The organism is Nocardia sp. NPDC052566 (assembly GCF_044547285.1).
Taxonomy (GTDB): domain Bacteria; phylum Actinomycetota; class Actinomycetes; order Mycobacteriales; family Mycobacteriaceae; genus Nocardia.
On sequence record NZ_JBIUAF010000005.1, the window covers coordinates 920,715 to 943,976 of the forward strand.

The window sequence follows — 23,262 nt, forward strand, 5'->3', positions numbered from 1 at the left end:
GCAGGTCTGTGGACGGCCTTTGCGCGGCAGTACCATCGGGCTCACGCGCGCCGGAACAGTGCGCGCCAGCGGAGTGCGTCCGGGCGGTCGGGCGGGCAGGTCTGGTCGACGGTCTCGAGCGAGAGTCCGTCGGCGGCAAAGGATTCCAGCTCCGCACGGGTGAGCGGCCATGGCGGGCCGTCGACCTGCGCGCCCTCGGCCCGCGCACCGGCGATCACCAGCAGCTCACCGCCGGGCGCGACCATCCGCGCGACATGCGAGATCGCCTCGGCGCGTACGGATATCGGCATGGACTGCACGGTGATCGATTCGACGACGAGGTCGAAGGCGTGCGTCCACTCGGCGGGCGGGTCGAGCAGGTCGGCGGCGCGGTAGTGCACCGTGGAGGCGGGAAAGCGTTCGCCCGCGCCGCGGATCGCGGTGTCCGAGATGTCGAACGCGGTGGTCTGGAAGCCCTGCGCGGCAATGTATTCGGCGTCGCGGCCGAGGCCGCAGCCGACGACCATCGCGCGCTTGCCCTGCCCGGTCGCGGCCTGCTGTTCGATCCATTCGACCAGCAGCGCGTTCGGTGCGGCGGCATCCCACGGCACGATCGCGTCGCCGTCCGCGGCCGCGGCGTAGAGCTTCTCGAACCAGCCGGTGGGATCGCCCTGGCTCAGTGATTCGGTGGCGAATCGGGTTGCGTCGGCATCGCGGTTGTTGGTCACCGAGTGAGTGTTCCAGGAATGATCGTGTGCGCCAAAATATCGCGCACCGAGATCGGTCGCCGCGATTCGCGCCGTGGCGCGCGGCGGCGTTTTACAGTGAACGGGTCACCCGGAGTGGCATTCGAGGGAGCAGCGTCATGTTCGTCGCAACGGTAGTCGTATCCGTCCTTCTCGCCGCGGCGCTGACGCTGTCGGGAATCTTGAAGATCACCAGGAATCCGCGGGTCGTCCCCGGCTATGCCGCGATCGGTGTGCCGGACAATTGGCTGACGCCCCTCGGTGCGGTGCTGATCGCGGGCGCGGTGGGCCTGGTCGCCGGATTGTGGCTGGCGCCGGTGGGCATCGCGGCGGCGATCGGGCTGATCCTGTACTTCCTCGGCGGCATCGGCTTCCATGCCAGGGCTAAGGACTGGAAGGGGTTGGTGGCCCCGGTGCTCATCCTGCTGGTCGCGGTCGTCGCCCTGGACCTGCGCCTCGTCACCACCTGATCGCGCGCGGTCCCGGTTCCGTTGCGGGGCAACGGAACCGGCGCGGGTCATGGCAGGACGGTGATGTCGAGTGCGTCGAGGCGGTCCGGCGCGGCGATGACCTCATAACCAGCGACCTGATCGCCGCGAACGGTGAGGGTCAGCGCCAGCAGCAGGCGACCGCGCGGCGCCACGATGATGCCGACGTCGCCGTTGATCACGGCGAGCGCCGCCACCGCCGAACGGCGGCGCAGCAGCACGGTCTCCTTCGCCACGGCGTCCGCCCCGCGCACCACGAGCGCCATTCCCGCGGGCAGCGCGGCCGGATCGGCCGTGCGCACCACATCCGGTGCGAGCACCGTGAGCAGCGCCCCCAGATCACCGGAGCGCGCGGCGGCCAGGAACGCGGCGACGACATCGCGCCGCTGCGCGAGACCGGCATCGGCGGAGGGAGTCTCGCCGCGGACCCGCGACCGGGACCGGCTGGCCAGTTTCTTGGTGGTCGGCGCCGACCGGCCGACGATCGGCGCGATCTGGTCGAACGGCAGCGCGAACATATCGTGCAGCACGAACGCGACCCGCTCGTCGGGGCCGAGCCGGTCGAGCACCACCAGCATGGCCCGGCCGACCGCATCGATCAGCACGGCCTCGTGTTCCGGGTCGCTGTTGTAGGCGGTGTCACCGAGTTCACCCGCGTCGTCGAGCGGGTCCTCGCGGCGCGCGGTCCGCGAGCGGAGCATGTCCAGGCAGATCCGCGAGGTGACGGTGGTCAGCCAGCCCGGCAGATTCTCGATGGCCGCGGTATCGGCCTGCGCCAACCGCAGCCACGCCTCCTGCACCGCGTCCTCGGCATCACCGGCCGAGCCGAGCATGCGATAGGCCACCGCGCGCAAATGGGCACGATGTGCCTCGAATCGCCGCGCCAGCACCTCCTGTGCGTGCACCGGTCACCTTTCCGCTCTGGGATCCGTCACCTGATCAACCATCGCAAATCGGGTGTGCCCGAGGAAGAGGAGGGTAGCGAGATGACTACCGCATATGTGATCGTCACCATGATCGCCGCGGTCATGGCGGGCGGCGCCGCGATCACCGACGCGCTGCGGCCACCGTGGCTGCTTGCCAACATGAACCGCTATGGCATCGCCGAAAAGCATCTGGTCGCACTCGGTCTGATCAAGGCAGTGGGCGCGGTGGGACTGCTCGCGGGCCTGGCCATTCCAGGACTCGCGGCGGCGGCCGCCCTCGGCATCGTCGTGTACTTCCTGCTCGCCACCGCCGCCGTCCTGCGCGCGAAGGCCTACAGCGACACCGTCATCCCGGTGCTGTTCCTGATTCCCGCCGCGGGCTCACTCGCACTGTTCGCCGTGCGCTGACACGAGGATCAGCCCCGGAGGAACTGAGCCGCCTGCTCGCCGATGAAGACACTGGGTGCGTGCGTATGGCCGCGGATGATCAATGGCATCACCGAGGCGTCGGCGATGCGCAGGCCCTCGACGCCGCGGACCTCGAGGCGCGGGGTGACGACGCTGCCGACGTCGGTGCCCATCCGGCAGGTGCCGATCGGGTGATACAGGGTGTGCGAGAAGGCATTCAGTGTCAGCGCGAGCATGGCCTCGGTGTCGGGCGGCGCCTGCGGGGGATAGATGAGCGGGCCGAGCACCGTCTTCATGGCGGGCGCCGCGGCGAGTTCGGCGCAGATGCGCAGGCCGGCCATCATGGCGGCGCGGTCGGCGCCGGCGCTGTCGGACAGGTAGCGCGGATCGATGAGCGGCTTGGCGGCCGGATCGCCGGAGGCGAGCGCGATGCGGCCCCTGCTGTGCGGCCGCAGCAGCACCGCGGCCAGGATGTTCCCGTGCTCGGTCGGATCGACGAGACCCTCGTGGTAGAACGGCGCGGGCGCGTAGATGAGCTCGAGGTCCGGCAAGTCGAGATCGGCGTGGCTGCGCACGAAGCCGTACGCCTCACCGACGTTCGAGGTGAGCATGCCGCGGTGGCGGATCAGGTAGTCCAGCAGCTGCAGCGGCTTCTCGGCGGCGAACAGCGAATCCGCGATGCCGTAGCCGATGCCGGACACCAGGTGGTCCTGCAGATTCGAGCCGACCTCCGGCGCGTGGTGCACGACCGGGATGCCGTGGCGGGTCAGCTCGTCGCGGTCGCCGATGCCGGAGAGCATGAGCAGCTGCGGGCTGTTGATCGCGCCACCGCACAGCACCACCTCGCGCCGCGCGGTCACCGTATGCGTGACGCCGCCCTGCCGGTATTCGACACCGGCGGCGCGGGTCCCGTCGAAGACGACGCGGGTGGCCAGCGCCTCGGTGTGCACCATCAGGTTCGGGCGGGTCAGCGCGGGCCGCAGATACGCGTCGGCGGTGCTCCAGCGGCGCCCGGCCCGCTGGGTCACCATGGTCTGGCAGAACCCTTCCGGCTGCGGCCGATTCGGCGGTTCGACCGGATACCCGCACTCCTGCACCGCGGCCAGGTAGGCGGCGGTGCTCGCGCGCGGGCTGCGCTGGCGCGAAATATGCAGCGGGCCCGCCGCGCCCTCGTCGGGATACTGCGCGTCCTCGACATTCTCGATGCGCCGGAACTGTTCGACGGCGGCGGCGAAACCCCACTCCTCGCCGGCGAGCAGCGCCCACTCGTCGTAGTCGGCGCGGAAGCCGCGCACCCACATCATCGCGTTCATCGACGACGAGCCGCCGAACATCTTGCCGCGCGGCCAGTAGATCTGCCGGTTGTCCAGCTCCGGCTGCGGCTCGGTGAGATAGTCCCAATCCACCTCGGAGCGGAACAGTTTGGAGAACGCCGCGGGAATGTGGGCGAATTTGTTCTTGTCCGGCGGGCCCGCCTCGAGTAGCGCCACCGTCGTTCCCGTATCGGCGCTGAGCCGGTTGGCCAGTACCGCTCCCGCGGAACCGGAGCCGACGATCACATAGTCTGCGCTGGCCACACCTGTCTCCACTGTCCCACTCCGATCTGCACCGCGTACGGCAAAGATACGAGGAACCGGTCGCACACGGTTCGCTTTCGGGGTCAACACGGCGGATTTCGGCTTCGGCGTGTGCTGGTGCGTGCCGACCGCGCGGTACCGGACGACGGGTGGATAAGGTGGGCATCCGCGCGCCGGAAAGGGGCATTGACCGGAATCCGCTGTGCCGGAAACGGTTCCACCACATATGGAAGTATTCGTGCTCGGTCCGGTGACGGTGCGCATCGGCGCCGTCGACATCGCCGTCCAGCGGCCACTGGAGCGCGCCGCCCTCGTGCGGCTCGCGCTCGCGCGCGGCGGTGCGGTCTCCGACGGCAGGCTGGCGGCCGATCTGTGGGGTGACGAGCGGCGGGTGGAGCGGTTGTGGCTGGTCATGTCGCGGCTGCGCGCCACCATCGGCGCCGAGCGACTGGTCCGCACGGCGGCCGGATACCGGATCACCGCAACGCTTTCCGACCTGGACGCGGTGGAATCGGCGGTGCCGCGGGTCCGCGCCGCGCAGCAGGCCGGGCAGCACGCGGTGGTGCGCGCGGAAACGCGGGCCGCGCTGCGCTGCTGGCGCGGGGCCGCGCTGGCCGGGGTGAGCGCGCCCTTCGCCGCCGCCGAGGTGCGCAGGCTCGCCGAGTTGCGGCTCGAGCTGACCGTCGCCGGGCTGCACGCCGCGCTGGAACTCGGCGCCGTGCACGAGGCGCTCGCCGAGCTGACCGGATTGGCCGCGGCCCATCCGGCGGACGAGGCGGTGCACCGGCTGCTCGCCCTCGCGCTGTACCGCGCGGGCAGGCAGGCCGACGCGCTGGACCGGCTCCGGCGCCTGCGCGAGGCCCTGAGCAGTGCGTTCGACGCCGAGCCCGAGGCGAAGACGCTGGAGCTGGAACAGCGGATGCTGCGCCATGATCCGGCACTGCGGGTGGTCGCCGCGGTGGCCGAACCCGCACTGGCGGTACCGGTCACGGCATTTCTCGGGCGCGACGACGAATTGCGCGGTCTCGCGGTGCGGCTGGCCGAGCCGGGGCTGATCACCGTCACCGGCGGGCCCGGCTGCGGTAAGTCGCGCCTGGCTTTGGAAGCGGCGACGCGCGCCGCGCGGGCGGGTCGTGCCGTCGTGCTCGTCGAACTGGCCACGGTGCGCCGTGGCGACACCGTGGCGCAGGCGATCGCGATGGCGACGGCGCTCGACGGCGCACCGGAGCTACCGGTGCTCGCCGCGGCGTTGGACGGCGCGCTGCTCGTGCTCGACAATGCCGAGCACCTGGCCGCCGACGTCGCGGCGCTCGGCGCCGAACTCTGCGGCACGGCACAGGGTTTGACCATCCTGGTGACGTCCCAGGTGCCGCTGGGCTGCGCGGGCGAGCGCGTCCACCTGGTCGGCGCGCTGGATCGGCGGACCAGCCTGGCGCTGTTCGCCGAGCGCGCCGGGATCACCCTCGATGCCGCCACCCAGCCCGACGCGGTGACGATCTGCGCGGCCGTCGACTGGCTGCCGCTCGGCATCGAGCTGGCGGCCGGGCTCACCAGGACGCTGTCGGTCGCACAGCTGGCCGCGCGGATCGAGGACCGGGTGCGGCTGCTGGTCGGCGGGCGGCGCGACGCCGCGGGCGGGCGGCATACCAGCCTGCGGGCGGCGCTGGATTGGAGCTATGAATTGCTCGATCCCCGAACGCAATCGGTACTGCGCCGGGTCGCGGTGTTCGCGGGCGGTTTCTCCGCCGAGGCGGCCGCCGCGGTGCTGCCCGCCGAGGACGCCGAACAGGTCGCGTCCGCGCTCGCGGAGCTGTCGCGCCGGAATGTGGTCACCGTGCTCGTCGACGGCGACTACCGGCGGCTGTCGCTGCTGGAAACCGTGCGCGACCACGCGCTGACCCGCTTGACCGCGGCCGGTGAGGCCGACGACGCGCGCGAGCGGCACGTGCGCTGGTGCCTCGACCACGTGCGCGCCGCGGAGGAGCGGTACGGCTTCGGTTCGGCGCAGGCGGTGGCCGCGGTCTTCGCCGAATGGGCCGATATCCGTGCCGCGCTGGATACTTCGGCGGGTACGGCCGGTGCGGTGCGCCTGGCCATCGCCATGCACCGCCCGTGGCTGATGCGCGCCTGGTACGCGGAGGCGGGCGGCTATTACGAACGTGTGCTGCGCGAGGCGCGGATACCGACCGAGGAGCGCGCGGAAGCGCTGAGCTGCTGGTCTTTTCACACGATGATGGTCGGCAGGCTCGACGAGGCCGCCGAATTGCTGGATACCGCCGCCGAATTGGTCGGCTCCTACGACAACACGTTGCTCAGCATAGGCATTCGCTATTACCGCGGCCTGATCGATATCGAGCGTGCGCGGTTCGCGGACGCCATCGCCTCGCTCGGCACCGCGGCCGAACTGGCGCACGACGCGGGGGACCGGCAGAGCGAAACCGCCTGCCTCGACGCACGCGCCACCGCACGGCTGCTCACCGGTGACGCGCACGCCGCGATCGCCGACTACCGGCGGGCGACCGAGATCGACCGCGCCGACGGCAACGAGCACGGGCTCTGCCGAGGTCTCAGCAATCAGGCGAAAGCGCTGCTCGCCCTCGGTGATCCGGCGGCGGCGCTGGCCGCGGCGGGCGAATCCGACGATTACGCGCGCAGGCTCGACGATCGGCACATGCTCGCGCACAACGAACAGGTCAGGGCCGCGGTCGAAGTGGCGGCGGGCCGGTTGGAGGCCGCCGAAATGCATTGCCGCACCGCGCAGTCCTTCATGGACGGTGAAATCGGCACGGCCGATATCGATCTCGCCGATGTGCTGATCGCCCGCGGCCAGCCGGCCGAGGCGCACACCCTGCTGCGGCGGGTGTACGCCGATACCGAGCCCGGCCGCAGCACGTGGCTCGCGGCCAGGCCGATCTCGGCGGCGCTGGCGTACGCGGAGGGCGATATCGAGCTGGCGCAGGCATTGGCCCGCGGCACCCGCGCCGCCTACGCCGACACCGGATTCGGCTGGTCGCGGTATGTGCGCAGGCTGGCCGACGTGGAACATGCGCTCGCGGTGGAAACGCCGGTGAAACCGAACTGACAGGTACGGCGGGAAAGGTCGGTCCGGCGCGTTCCCGCGCGACACCGACACCAGGGAGTACACACATGATCCGTCGCATCGCCACATTGACGCTCACCGCAGCGGGCCTGTTCACGATCGGTTTCGGCGTGGCCGACGCGGCGCCGGGCGAGCCGATCGGCCCGTTCACCTCGCACGTCGACTGCGTCGATCGCGGCAGCCAGGGCATCCTCAACGGCGAGTGGGCGGATTTCGAATGCCCCGGCCCGGCCACCGGCCCGTGGTACCTGACCCACAGCTGATCGTGCGCCACCGGGGTGGAGCGGCGGACGGCGCTCCACCCCGCCGGGCGGAGGTTGACACACCCGGACCTGGGCGCGCCGTACGACGGCTATATTCGACGGAGTGGCCAACACTGGTGAGTATCCCGCTCGGCGTCGGCACGCGCGCCCACCGCGGCGGTCGACGGTGTGGCTGCTGGCGATCGCGCGGGTGTGCGTCGCGCTGTTCGCGGCGTTCGTGCTGATCGTCACCGGTGTGGTGTGGAAGAACTACCAGGACGCGATGTCCGGGGTCACCACCTCGAAGGTCCTCGACGACGGCCCGAAATCGGTGGGCAAGGACCAGAACATCCTCATCATGGGACTGGACAGTCGCCTGGATCAGCGCGGTAAACCGCTGCCCAAGGATATGTACGACGCGCTGCACGCGGGCGATGACAGCGTCGGCGGCTACAACTCGAATGTGCTGATCCTGGTGCACGTGCCCGGCGACGGCTCGCGCGCCACCGCGATCTCCATCCCGCGCGACGACTGGGTGCAGCTGGCCGATCAATCGTGCGATTCCGCGCCGTGCAAGGGAAAGATCAAGCAGGCCTACGGTTTCGCCTATCAGATCGCCAAGAACAAGCTCACCAAACAGGGCATCAAGGACGAGGTCGCGCTCGAGCAGCAGGCGCGCGAGGCCGGGCGCAAGGCCGAGATCACCACGGTGCGTACCTTTCTCGGCGGTGTGCCGATCGACCACTTCGTCGAGGTGACGCTGGTGGCGTTCTTCCAGATCGCGCAGGTGGTACAGCCGATCACGGTGTGCCTGAACCAGAAGACCTCCGACGACTTCTCCGGCGCCGACTTCCGCAAGGGGCCGCAGGAGATCGACGCCTCGCAAGCCATGGCCTTCGTGCGCCAGCGCCGCGATCCCGACGAATCGCTCAACTTCACCGACCTCGACCGCACCCGCCGCCAGCAGGCGTTCATCGTGTCGCTGATCCGCAAGCTCCAGGACAGCGGTGTGATCACCGATCCCGGCCGGGCGCGCGGGCTGCTCGACGTGGCCAAACAGAACATCGCCATCGACGCGGGCCTCGATCTGACCGACTTCCTCAAACAGGCGTCGGCACTGTCCTCGGGCGGCATGTCGTTGTTCACCTTGCCCGTCAAGGAATTCGGCACCAACGCCGAGGGCGAGGACATCAATATCGTCGATACCACCGAAATTCGCGGCATCGTCCGAAACCTGCTCGGCACCAGCGCATCCAGCACCACGAGCACCCCGGCGACCACGACGGCCATCGCCGCCGCCGACGGCATCGTGCTGAACATCGTCAACAGCACCGGCCGCCAGGGTTTGGCCGCGCGCGTCGAACAACAGCTGTCCACCCTGGGTTTCACGCGCGGCGAGCCGAGCACCGGCCCCATCCTCACCACCAGCACGATCCATTACGGCACCGGCGGCGAGGCCGCCGCCACCGCCCTCGCCGACCAGCTCGGCCTCACCGCGGCCAAATCCACCGCCGTCGCCGCGAGCACCGTCCGCCTCACCCTCGGCACCGACTCCCCGTTCCTGGCCACGACGGCCACCGACCTCTCCCAAGAGCCGACCACCGCAACAACTCCCACGGTCACCACCACCCCACCGCCCCCGGTCTCCGCCACCGCCTCCGGCACCAAGGCCCCGGCCCCCACCGACCTGTCGAGCATGGAGGCCAACGGCATTCCCTGTGTGAAATAGTCGGTCGCGCATCGCATTTCAGGCGACTGACCAGCCTGTAGGGTTCGTTTACCCTGTTCCTCGATGAACGAGTCCCATACCGTCGACACGCTGGTGCAAGCGGGTCGTCTCGATGAAGCGATCGACTACCTGCGCGCTCGGTTGCGCGCGTGCCGTGAGACCGGTGATCCGGCGGGGGTGGCGGGGGCGGTGGAGTTACTAGGCGCGGTGCTCGGGCGGACGGGGCAGATCCGCCTCGGCGCCGACGAGTACCGGATGGCGGCCGCCTCGCACGACAGGGCGGATGCCTTGGCGGCGATGGGCCGGGTCGACGAGGCGATCACGGTGTGCAAGGACGCCTGCCGATGGTGGCATGCCATGGGGGAGACCCGGTGTGCGGCAGTGGAACTCATGTACCTCGGTCGGCTGGAGCGGGATGCGGGCCGTCGCGGCGAATCGGTGGGCGCGCACCGGGAGGCGGTGGTGCTGCTGTCGCACGGTGACGATCTGATGCTGCTCGGCGAGGGGCTGAACAATCTCGCGAGCGCGCTGGTCGACGCGGGACGGTTCGCCGATGCGGTCGGCGCGGGGGAGCAGGCCGTTCGAACACATTGCGCGACCGGCGATCGCGGCAGGGAGGCCGCCGCGCTCGCCACCCTCGGGTACGCCTACCGCGGGCTCGGCAGGCACGACGAGGCCGGGGCCGAATTCCGCACCGCGGCAGGTATATACGCGGGGGAGGGGGATGCGGCGCGGCATGCGGGGATGCTGCATCAGCTCGGCATCGCACTCGATGACGCGGGGCGCACGAGCGCCGCGGTCGAGGCGCTGCGGGCGGGGGTGGCCGCCTGGCCGGAGACCGGCGACCCGGATCGCAAGGCGGAGTTGCTCGTTCGGCTCGCGGCGAAACTCGAACAGGTCGAGCGGCTCGACGAGGCGGTGTCGGTCTGGGAGCAGGCGGTCGATGTGCTCGCCGCGGGCGGGAATCGGAAGAACTACTGCTTCGCCCTGATCGGGCTGGCGAATATGCTTGCTCTGCTGCGGCGCTTCGATCGGATGGCGGTGGTGGCGCGGCGGACGATCGATGTCGCGGTGCACGGCCACGAGCGGTGGTGCGAGGCGAACGGGCGGCTGGAACTCGGTACCGCGCTGATGCTGCTCGGCAAGGAGGGAGAGCCCGAATTGCGGGCGGCGCGAGCGATTTTCGAGGAGATCGGCAACTCCGTAATGGCCGCCTACGCGGCGGAGATGCTCGGATCCCGGCGCCCTGTCGACAGGACGCCGGGATCTGTGTGACACGGACTATCGGGTGGCGGTCAGCGCGCCGCCCTGGCCGAGAGCGCGGCGGCGATCAGCACCGTCACACCCTCGGCGATCGCCGTGCCGCCCAGCGCGTGTGCGGCCGAGAGGGTGGTGGCGCCCGCGAGGCCGAGGAAGATCGAACCGAAGCAGGCGATGCCGACGACGATGCCGAGCTGGACGTTGGTGACCAGGATGCCGCTGGCATCGGAGGCGAGTTCGGTCGGGACCTTGGCCAGCGTGCGTGTCATGAGCGGGCTGAAGGCGAGTCCGTTGCCGATACCCATCAGGCCGAGGCCGGCCATGGCCGCCACTCCGAGATCCGCGCCGTCGCGCAGCAGCGTGCCGAGCCACACCATCGAGGCGGCCGCGAGCACCAGACCGGCGGGGATCATGCCCGCGTGGTAGCGCGGGGGGATGCGTTCCCAATTCAGGCTGGTCACGGCGAAGGTCGCACCGACGGGGATGAACAGCAGCCCGGCATGCAGCGCGCTGTAGCCGAGGGTGCTCTGCAGGTGGACGGCCATCACGAACAGCCAGCCGCCGAAGGTCGCCATGATGACGAAAAGCGTTGCGGCGGCGAGTATCAGACCCGGCGCGGCGAGCACGCGCTGGGCGAACAGCGGCTCACCACCCCGGCGGTGCACCGCCCGTTCGATCAGCACGAAGGCCGCGATACCGAAGACGCTGGCGCCCAGCGCGAGCCACGCCCACAGCGGCCAATCCTGTTCCCGGCCGAGGACGAGCGGCAGCACGAACAGCAGCACCGACACGGTCAGCATGGCCAGCCCGGCCAGATCCAGCTTGCGATCGAAGCGCGCGGTCGCCGCCGGAAGCATGCGCGGCGCGAGAACGAGCAGCACCAGGCCGATCGGCACGTTCACGAGAAATACGCCGCGCCAGCCGCTGCCGAACAGGTCGGCGTTGATGATCAGGCCGCCGAGCACCTGCCCGATCACCATGGCGCCGGAGATGATGGCGGAGTACACGCTCAGCGCCTTGGCCCTGGCATTGCCCGTGAAGTTGCGCTGGATGAGCGTCATCACCTGCGGCACCATCGCCGCGGCGCCGACGCCCTGCGCGAAACGGAAGGCGATCAGCGAGATCTCGTTCCATGCCAGCCCGCAGGCCAGCGAGGCGGCGGTGAACAGGGCGAGCCCGGCGATGAACGCGCGCCGCTGAGTGAACCGGTCACCCAGGCGCGCACCGGTCACCAGCAGCACCGCATAGGCGATGACATACCCGGCGACGATCAATTGCAGTGCGGAGCCGCTGGTGTGCAGCGACGCGCGGATGGACGGAATGGCGACGTTCACGATGGAGGAATCGAGCACCGCCATGAACTGTCCGGTGAGGATAACGGCGAGGATGGCGAAGGTTCGCCGTGCCGATCCGGCGCCCGTCGTCGTCGCGGGCGCCGTGGTCGGCGGCAAAGTCTGTGTCATGTGGTGAAGCTTGCGCGCGTTTCGACACCAGTAACAGGAGCCTGTTGAAACGGGTACCGGCAACACCTGGATAAGTCATCGCGACAACTGCCGCCGCCGAGGTTTCGGGCCCCGGCCGTAGCGAAGTACGGGCGCGTACTGATCCGGTGGTCGATCTCCACACGCCTACGCCGAACGGTGTAGGCGCGACTCACCGATCGCCGGATGCGCGTGCCTTGCGATGCGCGCAGTGTTGAGTTCGGTCGGCCGCCGATGGGGCGGCCCGAGACAAGGTGGTGCCGGTGATCGAAGCGCGTGGCCGGAGCGAACGACAGGGGCGGATCGCCCAGGGCGCTCGCCGCGTGGATGCCGGACATCGATGCGCCGCACCCGGTGAGTGGTTCGGTGCGCGGTGCGGTGAATAGGGTGGCACGAATGTTTCGCTGGTCGATTGCCGTAGATCTGGTGCTGGCAGGCGCCGCCGCCTACCTCGGATACATGCAGGCGTTGCAATCGCCGATCGGCGTCGCGCCGGTGGCGGTGGCGTCGTTCGTCGCGTGCGCGGCGGGCCTCGCGCTGCTGGTGCGGCGGCGCTACCCGTTCGTCGCGTTCGCCGTCGCGTCGGCCGCCATGGTCCTCAACGGCATGCTCGTGCCCGCGCTGCTCGTCGTGTTCACCCTGGCCTGGCGCAACGGCAATCGGCGCAGCACCTGGATCGGTGTCGTCGTGACGATCGTCCTGGTGCTGGTGCCGTGGGGCGGGCCGATGACGGCGCCGACGGGCCTCGTGGTCGTGGTGGCGTTCTGCCTCGCCGTCACCCCCGCGCTGTTCGGGTTGTGGCTGGCCCAGCGCCGCGAACTGTTCGACAGCCTGCGCGAGCGCGCCGAACAAGCCGAACGCGAACGGGATCTGCGCGCCGCCACCGCCGTCACGCAGGAACGCGCGCACATCGCCCGCGAGCTGCACGACGTTGTCGCACACCGTATCTCGCAGATCACCGTGCAGGCGGGCGCGCTCGAGGTGACCAGCGATGGTGTCGCAGCGACCTCGGCCGCCGCGATCCGCACCACCGCGGCGGCGGCGCTGGCGGAGATGCGCGAAATGCTCGGCGTGCTGCGTGCCGACGGAGAGGCGCCGCTGCATCCCGCACCGAGCCTGGATGGTGTGCGCGACCTGATGGACGGTGCGATCGCGCACGGCGAGCGGCTGCGGGTGAGCCTGCCCGACACCATGCCGCAGGTGCCGGGCGCGGTGGGCCGCGCGGTCTACCGGCTGATCCAGGAATCGCTCACCAATGCCGCCAAACACGCTGCGGGCGCGGAGATCTGGGTGCGGGTCGCGGTCAGCGACACCGCGCTGACCGTGCTGGTCCGCAACGATCCGGGCGCATCCCGCGCCGACTCCGGTGGCGGATTGGGTTTGATCGGCATGCGCGAACGGGTGGAGCAGGCAGGCGGCGCGCTCACCACCGCCGCCGAGCCCGGCGGCGGCTTCCGCGTCGCCGCCACCTTCGAATTGGAAAGGGAAGCCGCGTGATTCGGGTGATCGTCCTGGACGACGAACAGCTGGTGCGTGACGGGATCGCGATGATCCTCGGCGCCTCGGCCGCCATCGAGGTGGTGGCCACCGGCGACGACGGCGCGCTCGCGGTGGAGCTGGTGCACAAGCACCGCCCGGACGTCGTCGTCACCGATATCCGGATGCCGCGGGTCGACGGTCTCGAGGTCACCCGGCGCGTGCGCGCGTTGCCCGACGCGCCCGCCGTCGTCGTTCTGACCACCTTCGACCTCGACGAATACGTCTATGCCGCATTGGAATCCGGTGCCGCGGGCTTCCTGCTCAAGGACACGCCACCCGCCGACCTGGCCCGCGCGGTCGAAGTGGTGGCCGCCGGGGACGCGATGCTCGCACCGACCGTGACGAAACGGCTGCTCGGCCGATTCGCCCGCGGCACCGAGTCGAAGCTCGCCGCGGCCAAGAGCAAGCTGGACGTGCTCACCGACCGCGAACGCGAGGTCGCGGTCGCCGTCGCGACCGGTGCCGGCAACGCCGAGATCGCCGCGCGCCTGTTCATGAGCGAAGCCACCGTCAAGGTCCACCTCAGCCGCGCCATCGGAAAACTGAGCCTGCAGAACCGGACCCAGGTGGCCATCCTGGTCCATCAGGCCGGGGAGGTGTGAGGTACGGCCGATATACGGAACGTATTACGCGGCCGCGGCCGCGGCCGCGGCACGGTTCGGCTGCTGCCGGGGCGAGCGCGCGGTGTCCCAGCAGTCGTATTCGCGGTCCACTCGCACCAGATTGGCGTCCTCGGGTGATTTGCATCGCACGTAGGGCTTGCGGCGCCCGTAGCTGACATCGAAGTGCGCCGTCGCCGCCGGTTCGCCGGCGAACGTCAAATGACACTGCGTGCAGTGGCATGCCTTGTACGCAGAGGCAGGCCACTGGTTCTCGCAGCCGCGGCATTTCACCATGTCCGCCGACACCGCACTCACCACCTTCATCCGATTCGCGCCGTCCGACCACGCCACGACGAGGCGACGGTCATGGTCGGGGGAGCAGTACTGTTCCTGCCGAGGATATTTTCCACACTCCCGGTCGGCAAACTGCCGATACCCGGATGATGCACGAGCGCAACAACGTCCGCACATGGTGACCGGGCTCGATCGAGGTGTGACGCACGGCCCGAAAACTAGTACTGACACCACCTGGATGCTGCTAGCGACTTCCGGAAGGATGGCGGTATGGCTGGGGTTGTCGATGTGCAGGCGGTACGGAAGGCGCGTCGCGCCGAGTTGGGCACGTTCCTGAAGTCGCGGCGTGCGCGGATCACCCCGGAGGACGTCGGCTTGCCGCCGGGGCCGCGGCGGCGTACCCCCGGGTTGCGGCGGGAAGAGGTCGCGCAGCTGTCCGGAATCGGAATTACGTGGTACACGTGGGTGTAGTGCGGAAAGGGTGGCACACGGCCTAGCCTGGGGTTATGCCGTTGAGTCCCAAGGATCTTCCCGGTTTGGTGGCCATTATTCAGGCGCGCGTTTCCAAGGCTGGGAAGCACAAGAGTGAACGTTCACCGAAGGAGCAGATCGCCTGGGGGCGGGGGGAGTGTCGTAGCTTCGGTTGGCCTGTGGGCCGGGTGATCGACGAGGGCGCGGTCGGAGCAACGCGCCATGCTAGGAAGGATCGACCTGGTCGGGAGGAGTTGCGCCAGGAGTTGACGAAGGTAGCTGGTCGAGTCAAGCGGGGCGAGGTCCCGGGCGGCGTTCTGGTGAATTGGTCGTCGTCGAGGGCGAATCGCAAGGTAGGAGATATGGCCGAATTGCGCGATCTCTGCGCCGAATTCGGTGTGTATTGGTATTACGCTGGTGTGCTCTACGATATGAACGATCCGGACGATCGTAGGAGGGTCGCACAGGATGCGGTCGAGGACGAGCATGCACCGGAACGCAATCGCCTGGACTCGATGCGGGCTTTGGCTCAGAACTTCGCGGATGGGAAGCCGCATGGGCCAGAGAGCTTCGGTTTCCGAATTGCCTACCGGCGTGGGCGGTCTTTGGGGCGTGAGCACTGTCCTGAGAATGCTCCCGTATTTCGTGAGATGGCCAGGCGTGCACTCAATTTAGAGAACACGTATCAAATCGCTCGGTGGTTGACTGCGCAGGAAGTGCTGATCCCTAGTCACGACAAGGCATTTCCGTGCAGCTGGTGTTCGGTGAAGGATGGGCGGCGTGTGGTGCAGAAAGTGGATCGGCGGACCTGCCCGTGTCCGAAGGGCTGGCGGACGACATGGGATAGCGACATGGTCAAGCGAGTTCTGCTGAACGAAGCCGCGGCAGGGTTGCGTGTACATGAGGACGAGGACGGAAACCGGCTAACCGTGAAGGGCACATGGGTTGGCTTGATCTCCCTGGACGACCATGACCGGTTGAAATTGATCCTGAACGCTCCAGAGCGAGGTTCCCACAGGGGAAGTGAGCCAGTGTGGCTGCTGTCTGGCATCCTACGGTGCGGGCGATGCGGTAGCGCCGTGGTGCACCGTCAACGTCCGGAGCGTGGCCGGTACTACGTGTGCCGGAAGGGCGGTTGCGTGACACGGATGGCTGAACTGGTTGAGGATTTTGTGGAGGAGGTAGTCCTGCGGCGGTTGGAGGATCCGACACTCCTGCAGTCGCTGACTCGGACCGACGAGGGAGCATTGGCAGCGCTCGACGAGGCTCGTAAACTCCGGGCTGCGTATGAGAAGTGGCTGAACGATGCGGTTGACGCCGACTTGACTCCTGCGGAGATCGCGGTGTACAAGGCGAAAAAGAACCCCATCCTCAAGGCTGCGGAGCGTCGTGCTCAGGAGGCCGTGCCGATGCCGCACGTGGTCGCTGCGGCTGGCGATGACGCCCGCAGGAAGTGGAACGATCCTGAACAGACACCACTGATGGCGAAACGAGACATAATACGTTCGCTCGTGAACGTGACGATTTTGTCGGCGGTCGGCAAACGCAAGGGATTCGGTGGTGGCGCGGGCATTGACACGATTCGCATCGAGCGACGAGTGGGGTGACCATCGCGAAGTCCTTCGCGCCGAGTTCCACGCGTGGGCCTACCGAGCTTCAGAGCGAGTCTAGCGACGGCACTGACCTATTTGCGCTGCTGGATGGACGAGGAGGCGGTACGTGCTCTCACTTAAGGACATTCAATCCGTTAATCAAATCGGGCTGTTGACCTAGTCGCCATCGTGACAGCAGCAAGGGGGTTCGGTTCCGATCGCTGCAGGCAATTTTAACCTCACCCGAGAACACCAGCGCGTCCACCCCGACAACTACCAACACACAGCCTGATCAAAGTCCTTCCAGCGGAGCTACACCCATCCGGTTCTGAAGGGGGCGGCGGTGCAGCAATGCGCTGCCGTTACCTGACACTGTTGATCACGCTGCGAGCTGGTAGTCCTCTGCGAGTGTTGTGCGCGGCGCGCGGGATGACCTTGTGGGCGTGGAGCATTCGCGGACGACTGCTGGGACCGTTGTGTGACGATAGAGGTGTCGGGGCGTTGGTCTGAGGGCGGCAGAAGGGAACCCGGATGACGTCGACTGTCTCCAAATCGGTGCGGCCGCACAATCATTGGTGGCGTTTGCGGGTTCTCGCCGGGGGCTGTGCTCTTTTCCTGGGAATGTCTGTGACGTCGATTCCAGCGCAGGCGTCGGCGCAACCGCCGCTGCCCCCTGGATGCACTGCATCATTGGATTTGCTCATTGGTCCTCGTTTGATGACATGCACGTTCAACACGGCGGGTGCGCATGAGCTCACGCTCCCGTTTCCGCCCTCTGCGGTTACCCGAATTCACGCCACCGCGATCGGGGGCCGAGGCGGTGACGGCGGTAACGGTGGTGGAACAGGCGGGTCCGGCGCGAGGGTCGAATCTGACCTGGGCTCCGATGTCAGGTCCGGGACCACGTTGGACATTTGGGTGGGGCGTAAAGAGAACGACATGGCCGCGGGTGGCAACGGCGGCGATGGCGGCGACGCTTCAGCAATCCACAAGGACGGGGTCGCGCTGATAGTCGCGGCGGGTGGTGGAGGCGGCGGCGGACCGGGCACTAAAGGTCCCGGGGGCACGGGTGGCAACGGCGGCCCCGGCGAGGCCGACTGCCCTGGCTGCGGGGAAGAGGGCGGTCATGGCAACACTTTCGAGACGGGAGGGCAGACCAATCCTGCCGCGGGCGGCGGCCGCATGGGCAACCCGAACCCTGCCGAAGCCGGAACGAATGGGCAAGGTTCCAGCGCGACCTACAGTTGTATCTCCAGCGAGTCCTACCCCGTCGGCGGAACGGGTGGGACCGCCGGTTCGGGAGTTGGCGGCGGAGGAGGAGGCGGCGGCGCCCAGGGCGGTTGTGGTGGGTACCACGGCGTTTCGGGTGGCGGCGGCTCCGGTGGCGGCGCCGGTTCATCGATCGGCCAACCCGGGGCGATCTTCACTACCGCTGACGCTGACGCAGCACCATCGGTGGTCATCACTTTCGAATTCGACCCGCTCCTGCGCCTTCTGTGGCTGGCGCTTCTGGAGTATCTGCTGCGGTTGTTCTGACCACGGATCCGACGGTCACGAAGAGCGCGGCTTGGATTCGGTGGCGCAGGTCCGGACCGCGGCGCCGAGTGCATCCCTCCCTGCGCGCCCTCACCGGCAACGACAACTTCGACGAGGACTGGAAATTCCATGTCCGACAAGAACATCGACGCCACGTTCCGAGGTCGAACGCGACGCACGTCAGGGCCGATTCGGCTCCGCGGCCCGACTGACTCTCCCGCGTCAGGTGTCTCCGCGAATATCGTTGTCTCGCTTGTGAAAGGCGAGGTAGAGCACGACATCTGGAACTTCCACGTCGGTGCTGTAGATGCTGGCTGCGAACCTCTCTCCCGTGATCTGGTCGCGCCAGCGGAGATAGTCGGTGGTCTCTCGGCCATACGCGATGCGAGTGCGAGTGGTCCAAATTCGGTTGAAGTCGTTGTTGGGTCGTAGGCGGCTCAGTAGGTGCGTTGTTTGAGGTGCGTTGCGGTGCCGTCCCATGACGGCTTTGAGGAGGGCGACGACCTGGTCGGCCTCGTTGGCGCGGTCGGTGAGGACGCCGCGGGAGTAGGGGCCGAAGATCCATGGGGCGACGTTGCCGACCTCGTCGAGCCGGGGGTAAGCCCGTAGCATGTGCTTGTTGAGTAGCAATACGTTGAGTAGGGGATCGACGTACGCCGCTAGCACGCCGCGGTCCTCGAGGATGCTCATATGGTCGAGCAGGCCCTGAGACCGGTGAACTTGAGAATGTAGTGTCTCGGTGGGCGTCAGATCTATTGGGGGCGCGAGTAGTTCGCGCACATGCCGTGCTTGTGGCGGGATCAGTTGGTAGCCGGCGATCAACTGTTCGATCGTGTGTGCGCTGGGTTGACGCTGCCCGGTCTCGATATCGCGGATGTAGTGTTCGCTGACGCCGGTCTTGCTCTCGGCGTTCCTTCGGGACAGCTTCGGCTTCTGCTGGACCCGGACCTGCTTCAGGTATTCCGGCAGCGTCGGGACACGTGCTTGCTGACGACGGAGCAAGCGGTGAGGTTCAGCGCTGGCGCCTGTACCGGGATTCTCTCTCATGCGGGCTCCACCCTCCCCTTTGGGGCTTTCGAGCATGGCGGTTGACGAGTACGTTCCGTGATTTCCCCTGTGCGACTTGTGTTGTCGTTCCTACCAGAACCACTGTTCGTCGAGCAATCTGGGGTACGTGCGGATCGTTTGCGACGCATTAGCGATCTGCTCGATCTGTCACGGCGGTCATCCCCGAGCGTGGCAAAATGTGCTTGAGTTTTGTTTGAGGCTGTGAGCGTCAAAAGCAGTCAGATGTTGCTGTTCGCAATATATTTCGGAATGGCATATGCTGAGGGTTCTAGTCGGATTCGAGCATGGTGATGCGCGAATTTCGCTGACATGCTATGCCCTTGGGATAACCGATCTATCTGGGCTGGAGATCCTGTGTGGCAGTGGAACTTCTGCTAGCGTCAGATGCGCTCGGTGGCGGGGTATCCCACGGCACCCCGCGTGCGTTGATAGTTATTCTTAGGGAGGCTGTGAGTGAGCGACATCGATACTGAGACGTCCTTCGCTGCCGACAAAGCTGCGGGAAATCTCACCCCGATCCCCCTGTTCGAACTAGTTACGGGGGGCTGGGCGGCAAAGACGTTGGCTGCGGCTATCGAACTGGATCTCTTTGGGGTGATGGAACGTTCGGGAGGACTGACGCGCGAGCAGGTCGCGGGCGAGTTGGGTATTCAGGAGCGGCCTGCGGATCTGCTGCTTGCCGCATGTGCATCTCTAGGGCTACTGGACAAGCGCGGGCAACTATATATGAATTCGCCGCTGTCGAACTCTTTTTTGGTAGAAGGGCGCCCCTATTATTTCGGTGGGTTCATTCGATACGCCGATCGTCGCGGATATCCAGGCTGGCACAACCTCCCTACCGCATTGCGCACCAATCGGCCGACGACTTGGAATCCAGACGACCAGGAGAGTGTCTTCGACCGCGACGATCAGCTGGTCGTGTCGATGTTCTGGGAGGCCATGCATTCGATGTCAAGCTTTACTGGGCGAGTGTTGACGCAAGCTGTTCCGAGCCTATCTGAACGGAAGGCGCTTCTTGATCTTGGCGGCGGCTCGGGCGCGCTGGCGATTGAGGCCTGCAAAGCATTTCCGACGTTACTGGCAGCGGTCTTTGAGTTGCCGTTTGTCTGTGAGATCGCGGCGCGAAAAGTCATCGAAGCAGGCCTAGGAGACCGGATTTCGACCGAGCCGGGTGACTTCATCAAAGACGATGACCTGCCGAGTGGGTATGACACCATCACTTTGTCTGCGGTTCTTCATGATTGGGATGAGGAAACCGGACGCATGATCCTGGAAAAATGTGCTCGTGCTCTGCCTTCTGGAGGCATGATCATCATCTTGGAAGATGTGCTGAATGAAGAGCATACCGGGCCTGCGCGGGCGGCGCTTGTGGGGATGAACATGCTTGTCGAAACTGTTGGTGGCAAGAACTACTCGGCCGGCGAGTACATCGGGTGGTTGACCGACAGCGGCTTCGGCGATATCAGAACGATTCCATGTCAATCGGTGACCACCAACAGAATCATCCTGGCGTTCAAGCCATAACCGTCAGCACCGCCCGTCGTCGCCACTTCGGCTGGCGGCGACCGTGTGGAGAGGACAGTGAAGCCGTCGGACTGGATTCTCGCTTGTTGAGCTTGCATCCAGCGGGCGCGGCCCGATGCCATCATTTGTCGATTCGCCGCGCTGAGCCCGTGACCTGTTCATGCTGCGGCCGCTGGATGTCGCTGTTCACGTGGCTGAGATTCCCGGTGGATTGGTGGCCCCGGTCCGGAGAGCGATGGTGGCGAGCCGGGCTGGCCCTAGGCATCCGTTTTAAGGAGTGTCGGGTAGTTGCGATCGCGGGGGAGTGAATCCCTCTGCGGCGCAGTGTATTTATAGATCTGCTGGACCGGAATATGGTTTTGGGACTGCGGATATCAAGAAGAGGTACGGCGATCGTCGTGGATCGTCCACATTGGTTGTGTAGAGATACGATATTGGCTCGCCGGTATCCTGATCGCGCAGATGGATTGGAGTACTGGCTCCGCGACCGTACGAAATCTCGATGCTATCGAGCCAAATCCGTCTGACGTCGAGATTCGGGCCGAGATGCCTCATCAGTTCTCGAGCCTGAGCCGTGTTGCGGTGTCTGCCGAGTATCGCTTTGATAATCGCAATGGCCTGGGATGCCTCGGAATCCCATTCGACGAGCACCTGCTTGGCCGCCGGGGTGAACAACCACGCTAGGACTGACACGGAGCGCTCGACGCCAGGCAGCGCCCTGAAGAATGCATCGTTGGCAGCCAATACGTTCCAGAGAGGATCGATGTACGCGGCGGGTTTAGCCTCGTGCTGATGCTCGCGCAGACGTGCGAGGAACGTGGCATCGTTACGGACCGCGTGGCGCATTTGTTCTAAAGGCGGAAGCGCGATGGATGGCATTCGTAGTTCACGAAGGAACTGCGCCTGCGCCGGTGTCAGGGCGTAGCCAGCGATGAGCTTGTCGAGCGTTTCGACCGATGGTGTCCGAGTACCGTCTTCGATCTGCTTGATGTAGGACTGTCCGACTCCAGTGGCACGGTACGCCTGAGCCCGGCTCTTGTGCAGTCCCTCTCGGAAGTCGCGACAGCACCGATGTAGGTCCGGCATCCCGACTTGGCGTCGGTGTACCGGTCTGCGATCTGGCGTGGGTGCGGGAGTCCGATGCATGCGGATTTCCCCCTCTCTTCGATGTCATTCCTCCGGATGTCGTTCGGCAGATACGAGAATTGGCTCCCCCGAGACGTTTCAAGTCCTACCAGACTGGGAACCGACCGGCAAGAACGATCGGGGCCCGAGGTGCCGGTGGAGGGTGGGGGCGATGGTCGGTCAGCCTCACGAATCACCAGTTGCTGCAGGATATTTCGAAAAAGAGCTGTCTGATGCTGCGAGCCTCACTTTTCCGCAGTTCGCGCAGCGTATGTGGGAATTCGCAAATTGACGCCGCCTGAAGTAGCGCAAGATTGTCAGCCCAAAACACTAGCCGCCGAGGCGCTTTGGCGGTTTTGATGGATCCGGTCAGAACAATTCTTGAGAGAGGAACAACCAGTGGATCCATGGGTGATCATCGGATGGGTCAACGCCGGACTCGGGCTCGTGTCCAATGGTCTGGCTGTCGCGGGGCAGGTGCTGTCGCTGCTGTTGCCGTTCATCCGATAAACCGGCATTCCGACGTCGAAACCTGCCTTCTGGCAGCGACTCTGCTGCCAGAAGGCGTCCAAGCCCGATGACACGGGCAATTCTTACGCACAGATTTCCTTGCTCACTCATGATGAAGGGTCTATTTGGCATGCCCAAATACAGATGTAACCCCGAATGTGCGGCAAGCGTCGATGCCGAAAAGCGGACTGCCGCAACGCCTGGCCTGCCGAGTCTGGCAGTGGCGCACCGACCGTGGACTCGCGGCTACTGGGCTGTCGCCGCTGGCGCAGTGCCTGTCGCCATCATGATCGCGATTCCGCCAGTGGCGTCGGCTCACTCGATGGTCGTGGCAGACCAGCCCGGCATTACTAGCCCAGCACAGCCGGGCACCAGCGCGGCACCGCCTCCGCGAGCGCCGGAACCAGCGCCCGAATCTGCGCCACCGGCCTACCGCGAACAACCGCCCGAGGTTCGCAACCACCAGCCGTCGCGGTCGGCGCCGTCGATGAGCGATCCTGCGCCGCCTGTCCAGCTTCAGGATCTGCACCTGCCAGAGCCGGTGCCGCCCGTCGCGCCGATTGAACCGCCGCCCAACACAATTCGTGTTGGTCAGTTCGAGGTCCCGAGCCCTGACTGGCTGCCAGTCGAGGTCCGCGACACCATCAACAACGTCGCTGCGGGCGCCGAAGCCCAAGCGGCGCAAGCGCTCGACTCGATCGGCATCCGTCCTGGACGGTCCGACCGCGTCAGCGGCGCCACTCTGGCTGGGGGAGCAGTTGGAGGAGCTATCGGTACGACGATCACCGGCGCGCCGATCGCCGCAGTGGGCGCTGCGGTCGGTGGAGCGATCGGCGGAACGGTCGGTGGGATCGTCGGTGCCGCTTTGGGCACCATCGTGGCAGTGCCGGTAATCGGCACCGTGACTTCGGGAGTCGCTGGCACCGCACTCGGCGCGGCAGCCGGTGCTGCCGCGGGCGCGGCGGTTGTCGGAATTCCTGCTGCAGCCCTCGGCGCCGTGGCCGGTGCCGTGGTGGGCGCGGGTTTCGGTGCTGGCGTCGGAGTTGGGCAATGAGCCCATCGAAG

The 23,262-nt window shown here is 66.9% G+C and carries 19 protein-coding genes and 1 pseudogene; 13 read left to right on the forward strand and 7 right to left on the reverse strand.

The features are described 5' to 3' along the window. Nucleotides 1-41: 41 nt before the first annotated feature. The gene (locus ACIG5A_RS29175) at nt 42-707 is read right to left on the reverse strand and encodes a class I SAM-dependent methyltransferase (RefSeq protein WP_397245673.1); all 666 of its coding nucleotides are present in this window, start codon (nt 705-707) and stop codon (nt 42-44) included. Between the two features lie 137 nt (nt 708-844). Between ACIG5A_RS29175 and ACIG5A_RS29180 the strand changes: the two genes are divergently transcribed. Next, complete coding sequence (locus ACIG5A_RS29180; RefSeq protein ID WP_397245675.1) at nt 845-1,195, forward strand: DoxX family protein; 351 nt, start codon at nt 845-847, stop codon at nt 1,193-1,195. 47 nt (nt 1,196-1,242) lie between these two features. Here ACIG5A_RS29180 and ACIG5A_RS29185 read toward each other — a convergent pair whose 3' ends face one another. Further along, the gene (locus ACIG5A_RS29185) at nt 1,243-2,118 is read right to left on the reverse strand and encodes a sigma-70 family RNA polymerase sigma factor (RefSeq protein ID WP_397245677.1); all 876 of its coding nucleotides are present in this window, start codon (nt 2,116-2,118) and stop codon (nt 1,243-1,245) included. An 81-nt stretch (nt 2,119-2,199) separates the two neighbouring features. On the opposite strand from ACIG5A_RS29185, the gene ACIG5A_RS29190 reads away from it, so the two are divergent. After that, on the forward strand, nt 2,200-2,547 hold the full coding sequence (locus ACIG5A_RS29190) for a DoxX family protein (RefSeq protein ID WP_397245679.1): 348 nt from the start codon (nt 2,200-2,202) through the stop codon (nt 2,545-2,547). An 8-nt stretch (nt 2,548-2,555) separates the two neighbouring features. Here the strand turns inward: ACIG5A_RS29190 and ACIG5A_RS29195 are convergent, their stop codons facing one another. Further along, the gene (locus ACIG5A_RS29195) at nt 2,556-4,136 is read right to left on the reverse strand and encodes a GMC family oxidoreductase (RefSeq protein ID WP_397245681.1); all 1,581 of its coding nucleotides are present in this window, start codon (nt 4,134-4,136) and stop codon (nt 2,556-2,558) included. 214 nt (nt 4,137-4,350) lie between these two features. Between ACIG5A_RS29195 and ACIG5A_RS29200 the strand changes: the two genes are divergently transcribed. From ACIG5A_RS29200 to ACIG5A_RS29215, 4 genes are all read left to right on the forward strand, one after another. Further along, nucleotides 4,351-7,206, forward strand: coding sequence for an ATP-binding protein (locus ACIG5A_RS29200; protein WP_397245683.1), 2,856 nt, complete (start codon nt 4,351-4,353; stop codon nt 7,204-7,206). A 65-nt stretch (nt 7,207-7,271) separates the two neighbouring features. After that, nucleotides 7,272-7,487, forward strand: a complete 216-nt coding sequence (locus ACIG5A_RS29205) for a hypothetical protein (RefSeq protein ID WP_397245685.1) — start codon at nt 7,272-7,274, stop codon at nt 7,485-7,487. Between the two features lie 103 nt (nt 7,488-7,590). Beyond that, nucleotides 7,591-9,195, forward strand: a complete 1,605-nt coding sequence (locus tag ACIG5A_RS29210) for an LCP family protein (protein ID WP_397245687.1) — start codon at nt 7,591-7,593, stop codon at nt 9,193-9,195. Nucleotides 9,196-9,258: 63 nt separating this feature from the next. Then, on the forward strand, nt 9,259-10,470 hold the full coding sequence (locus ACIG5A_RS29215) for a tetratricopeptide repeat protein (RefSeq protein WP_397245689.1): 1,212 nt from the start codon (nt 9,259-9,261) through the stop codon (nt 10,468-10,470). Between the two features lie 20 nt (nt 10,471-10,490). Here ACIG5A_RS29215 and ACIG5A_RS29220 read toward each other — a convergent pair whose 3' ends face one another. Then, nucleotides 10,491-11,918, reverse strand: a complete 1,428-nt coding sequence (locus ACIG5A_RS29220; RefSeq protein ID WP_397245691.1) for an MFS transporter — start codon at nt 11,916-11,918, stop codon at nt 10,491-10,493. Between the two features lie 414 nt (nt 11,919-12,332). On the opposite strand from ACIG5A_RS29220, the gene ACIG5A_RS29225 reads away from it, so the two are divergent. Both ACIG5A_RS29225 and ACIG5A_RS29230 read left to right on the forward strand, forming a co-directional pair. Continuing rightward, entirely contained in the window at nt 12,333-13,433 is a 1,101-nt protein-coding gene (locus ACIG5A_RS29225; RefSeq protein WP_397245693.1) for a sensor histidine kinase, read from the forward strand. Continuing rightward, nucleotides 13,430-14,077 (forward strand): response regulator, encoded by a 648-nt coding sequence (locus ACIG5A_RS29230; protein WP_397245695.1) that lies wholly within the window; start codon nt 13,430-13,432, stop codon nt 14,075-14,077. Before ACIG5A_RS29225 ends, ACIG5A_RS29230 begins: the two co-directional genes overlap by 4 nt. 24 nt (nt 14,078-14,101) lie before the next feature. Here ACIG5A_RS29230 and ACIG5A_RS29235 read toward each other — a convergent pair whose 3' ends face one another. Next, nucleotides 14,102-14,296 carry a hypothetical protein gene (locus ACIG5A_RS29235; RefSeq protein WP_397245697.1) on the reverse strand — a complete coding sequence of 65 codons (195 nt, stop codon included), beginning with the start codon at nt 14,294-14,296 and terminating at the stop codon, nt 14,102-14,104. Between the two features lie 345 nt (nt 14,297-14,641). On the opposite strand from ACIG5A_RS29235, the pseudogene ACIG5A_RS29240 reads away from it, so the two are divergent. From ACIG5A_RS29240 to ACIG5A_RS29250, 3 genes and pseudogenes are all read left to right on the forward strand, one after another. Continuing rightward, nucleotides 14,642-14,839, forward strand: a pseudogene (locus tag ACIG5A_RS29240) (transcriptional regulator); the annotation flags it as partial. Nucleotides 14,840-14,877: 38 nt separating this feature from the next. Next, complete coding sequence (locus ACIG5A_RS29245) at nt 14,878-16,449, forward strand: recombinase zinc beta ribbon domain-containing protein (protein ID WP_397245699.1); 1,572 nt, start codon at nt 14,878-14,880, stop codon at nt 16,447-16,449. Between the two features lie 891 nt (nt 16,450-17,340). Further along, nucleotides 17,341-17,970, forward strand: a complete 630-nt coding sequence (locus tag ACIG5A_RS29250; RefSeq protein WP_397245701.1) for a hypothetical protein — start codon at nt 17,341-17,343, stop codon at nt 17,968-17,970. Between the two features lie 222 nt (nt 17,971-18,192). On the opposite strand, the gene ACIG5A_RS29255 is transcribed toward ACIG5A_RS29250, so the two are convergent. Beyond that, nucleotides 18,193-19,017 carry a helix-turn-helix domain-containing protein gene (locus tag ACIG5A_RS29255; RefSeq protein WP_397245703.1) on the reverse strand — a complete coding sequence of 275 codons (825 nt, stop codon included), beginning with the start codon at nt 19,015-19,017 and terminating at the stop codon, nt 18,193-18,195. Between the two features lie 474 nt (nt 19,018-19,491). On the opposite strand from ACIG5A_RS29255, the gene ACIG5A_RS29260 reads away from it, so the two are divergent. Beyond that, nucleotides 19,492-20,562 (forward strand): methyltransferase, encoded by a 1,071-nt coding sequence (locus tag ACIG5A_RS29260; RefSeq protein ID WP_397245706.1) that lies wholly within the window; start codon nt 19,492-19,494, stop codon nt 20,560-20,562. Between the two features lie 330 nt (nt 20,563-20,892). Here ACIG5A_RS29260 and ACIG5A_RS29265 read toward each other — a convergent pair whose 3' ends face one another. Next, nucleotides 20,893-21,648, reverse strand: a complete 756-nt coding sequence (locus ACIG5A_RS29265) for a helix-turn-helix domain-containing protein (RefSeq protein ID WP_397245708.1) — start codon at nt 21,646-21,648, stop codon at nt 20,893-20,895. 1,036 nt (nt 21,649-22,684) lie between these two features. Here ACIG5A_RS29265 and ACIG5A_RS29270 point away from each other — a divergent pair. After that, nucleotides 22,685-23,251, forward strand: a complete 567-nt coding sequence (locus ACIG5A_RS29270) for a hypothetical protein (protein ID WP_397245710.1) — start codon at nt 22,685-22,687, stop codon at nt 23,249-23,251. Nucleotides 23,252-23,262 lie beyond the last annotated feature (11 nt).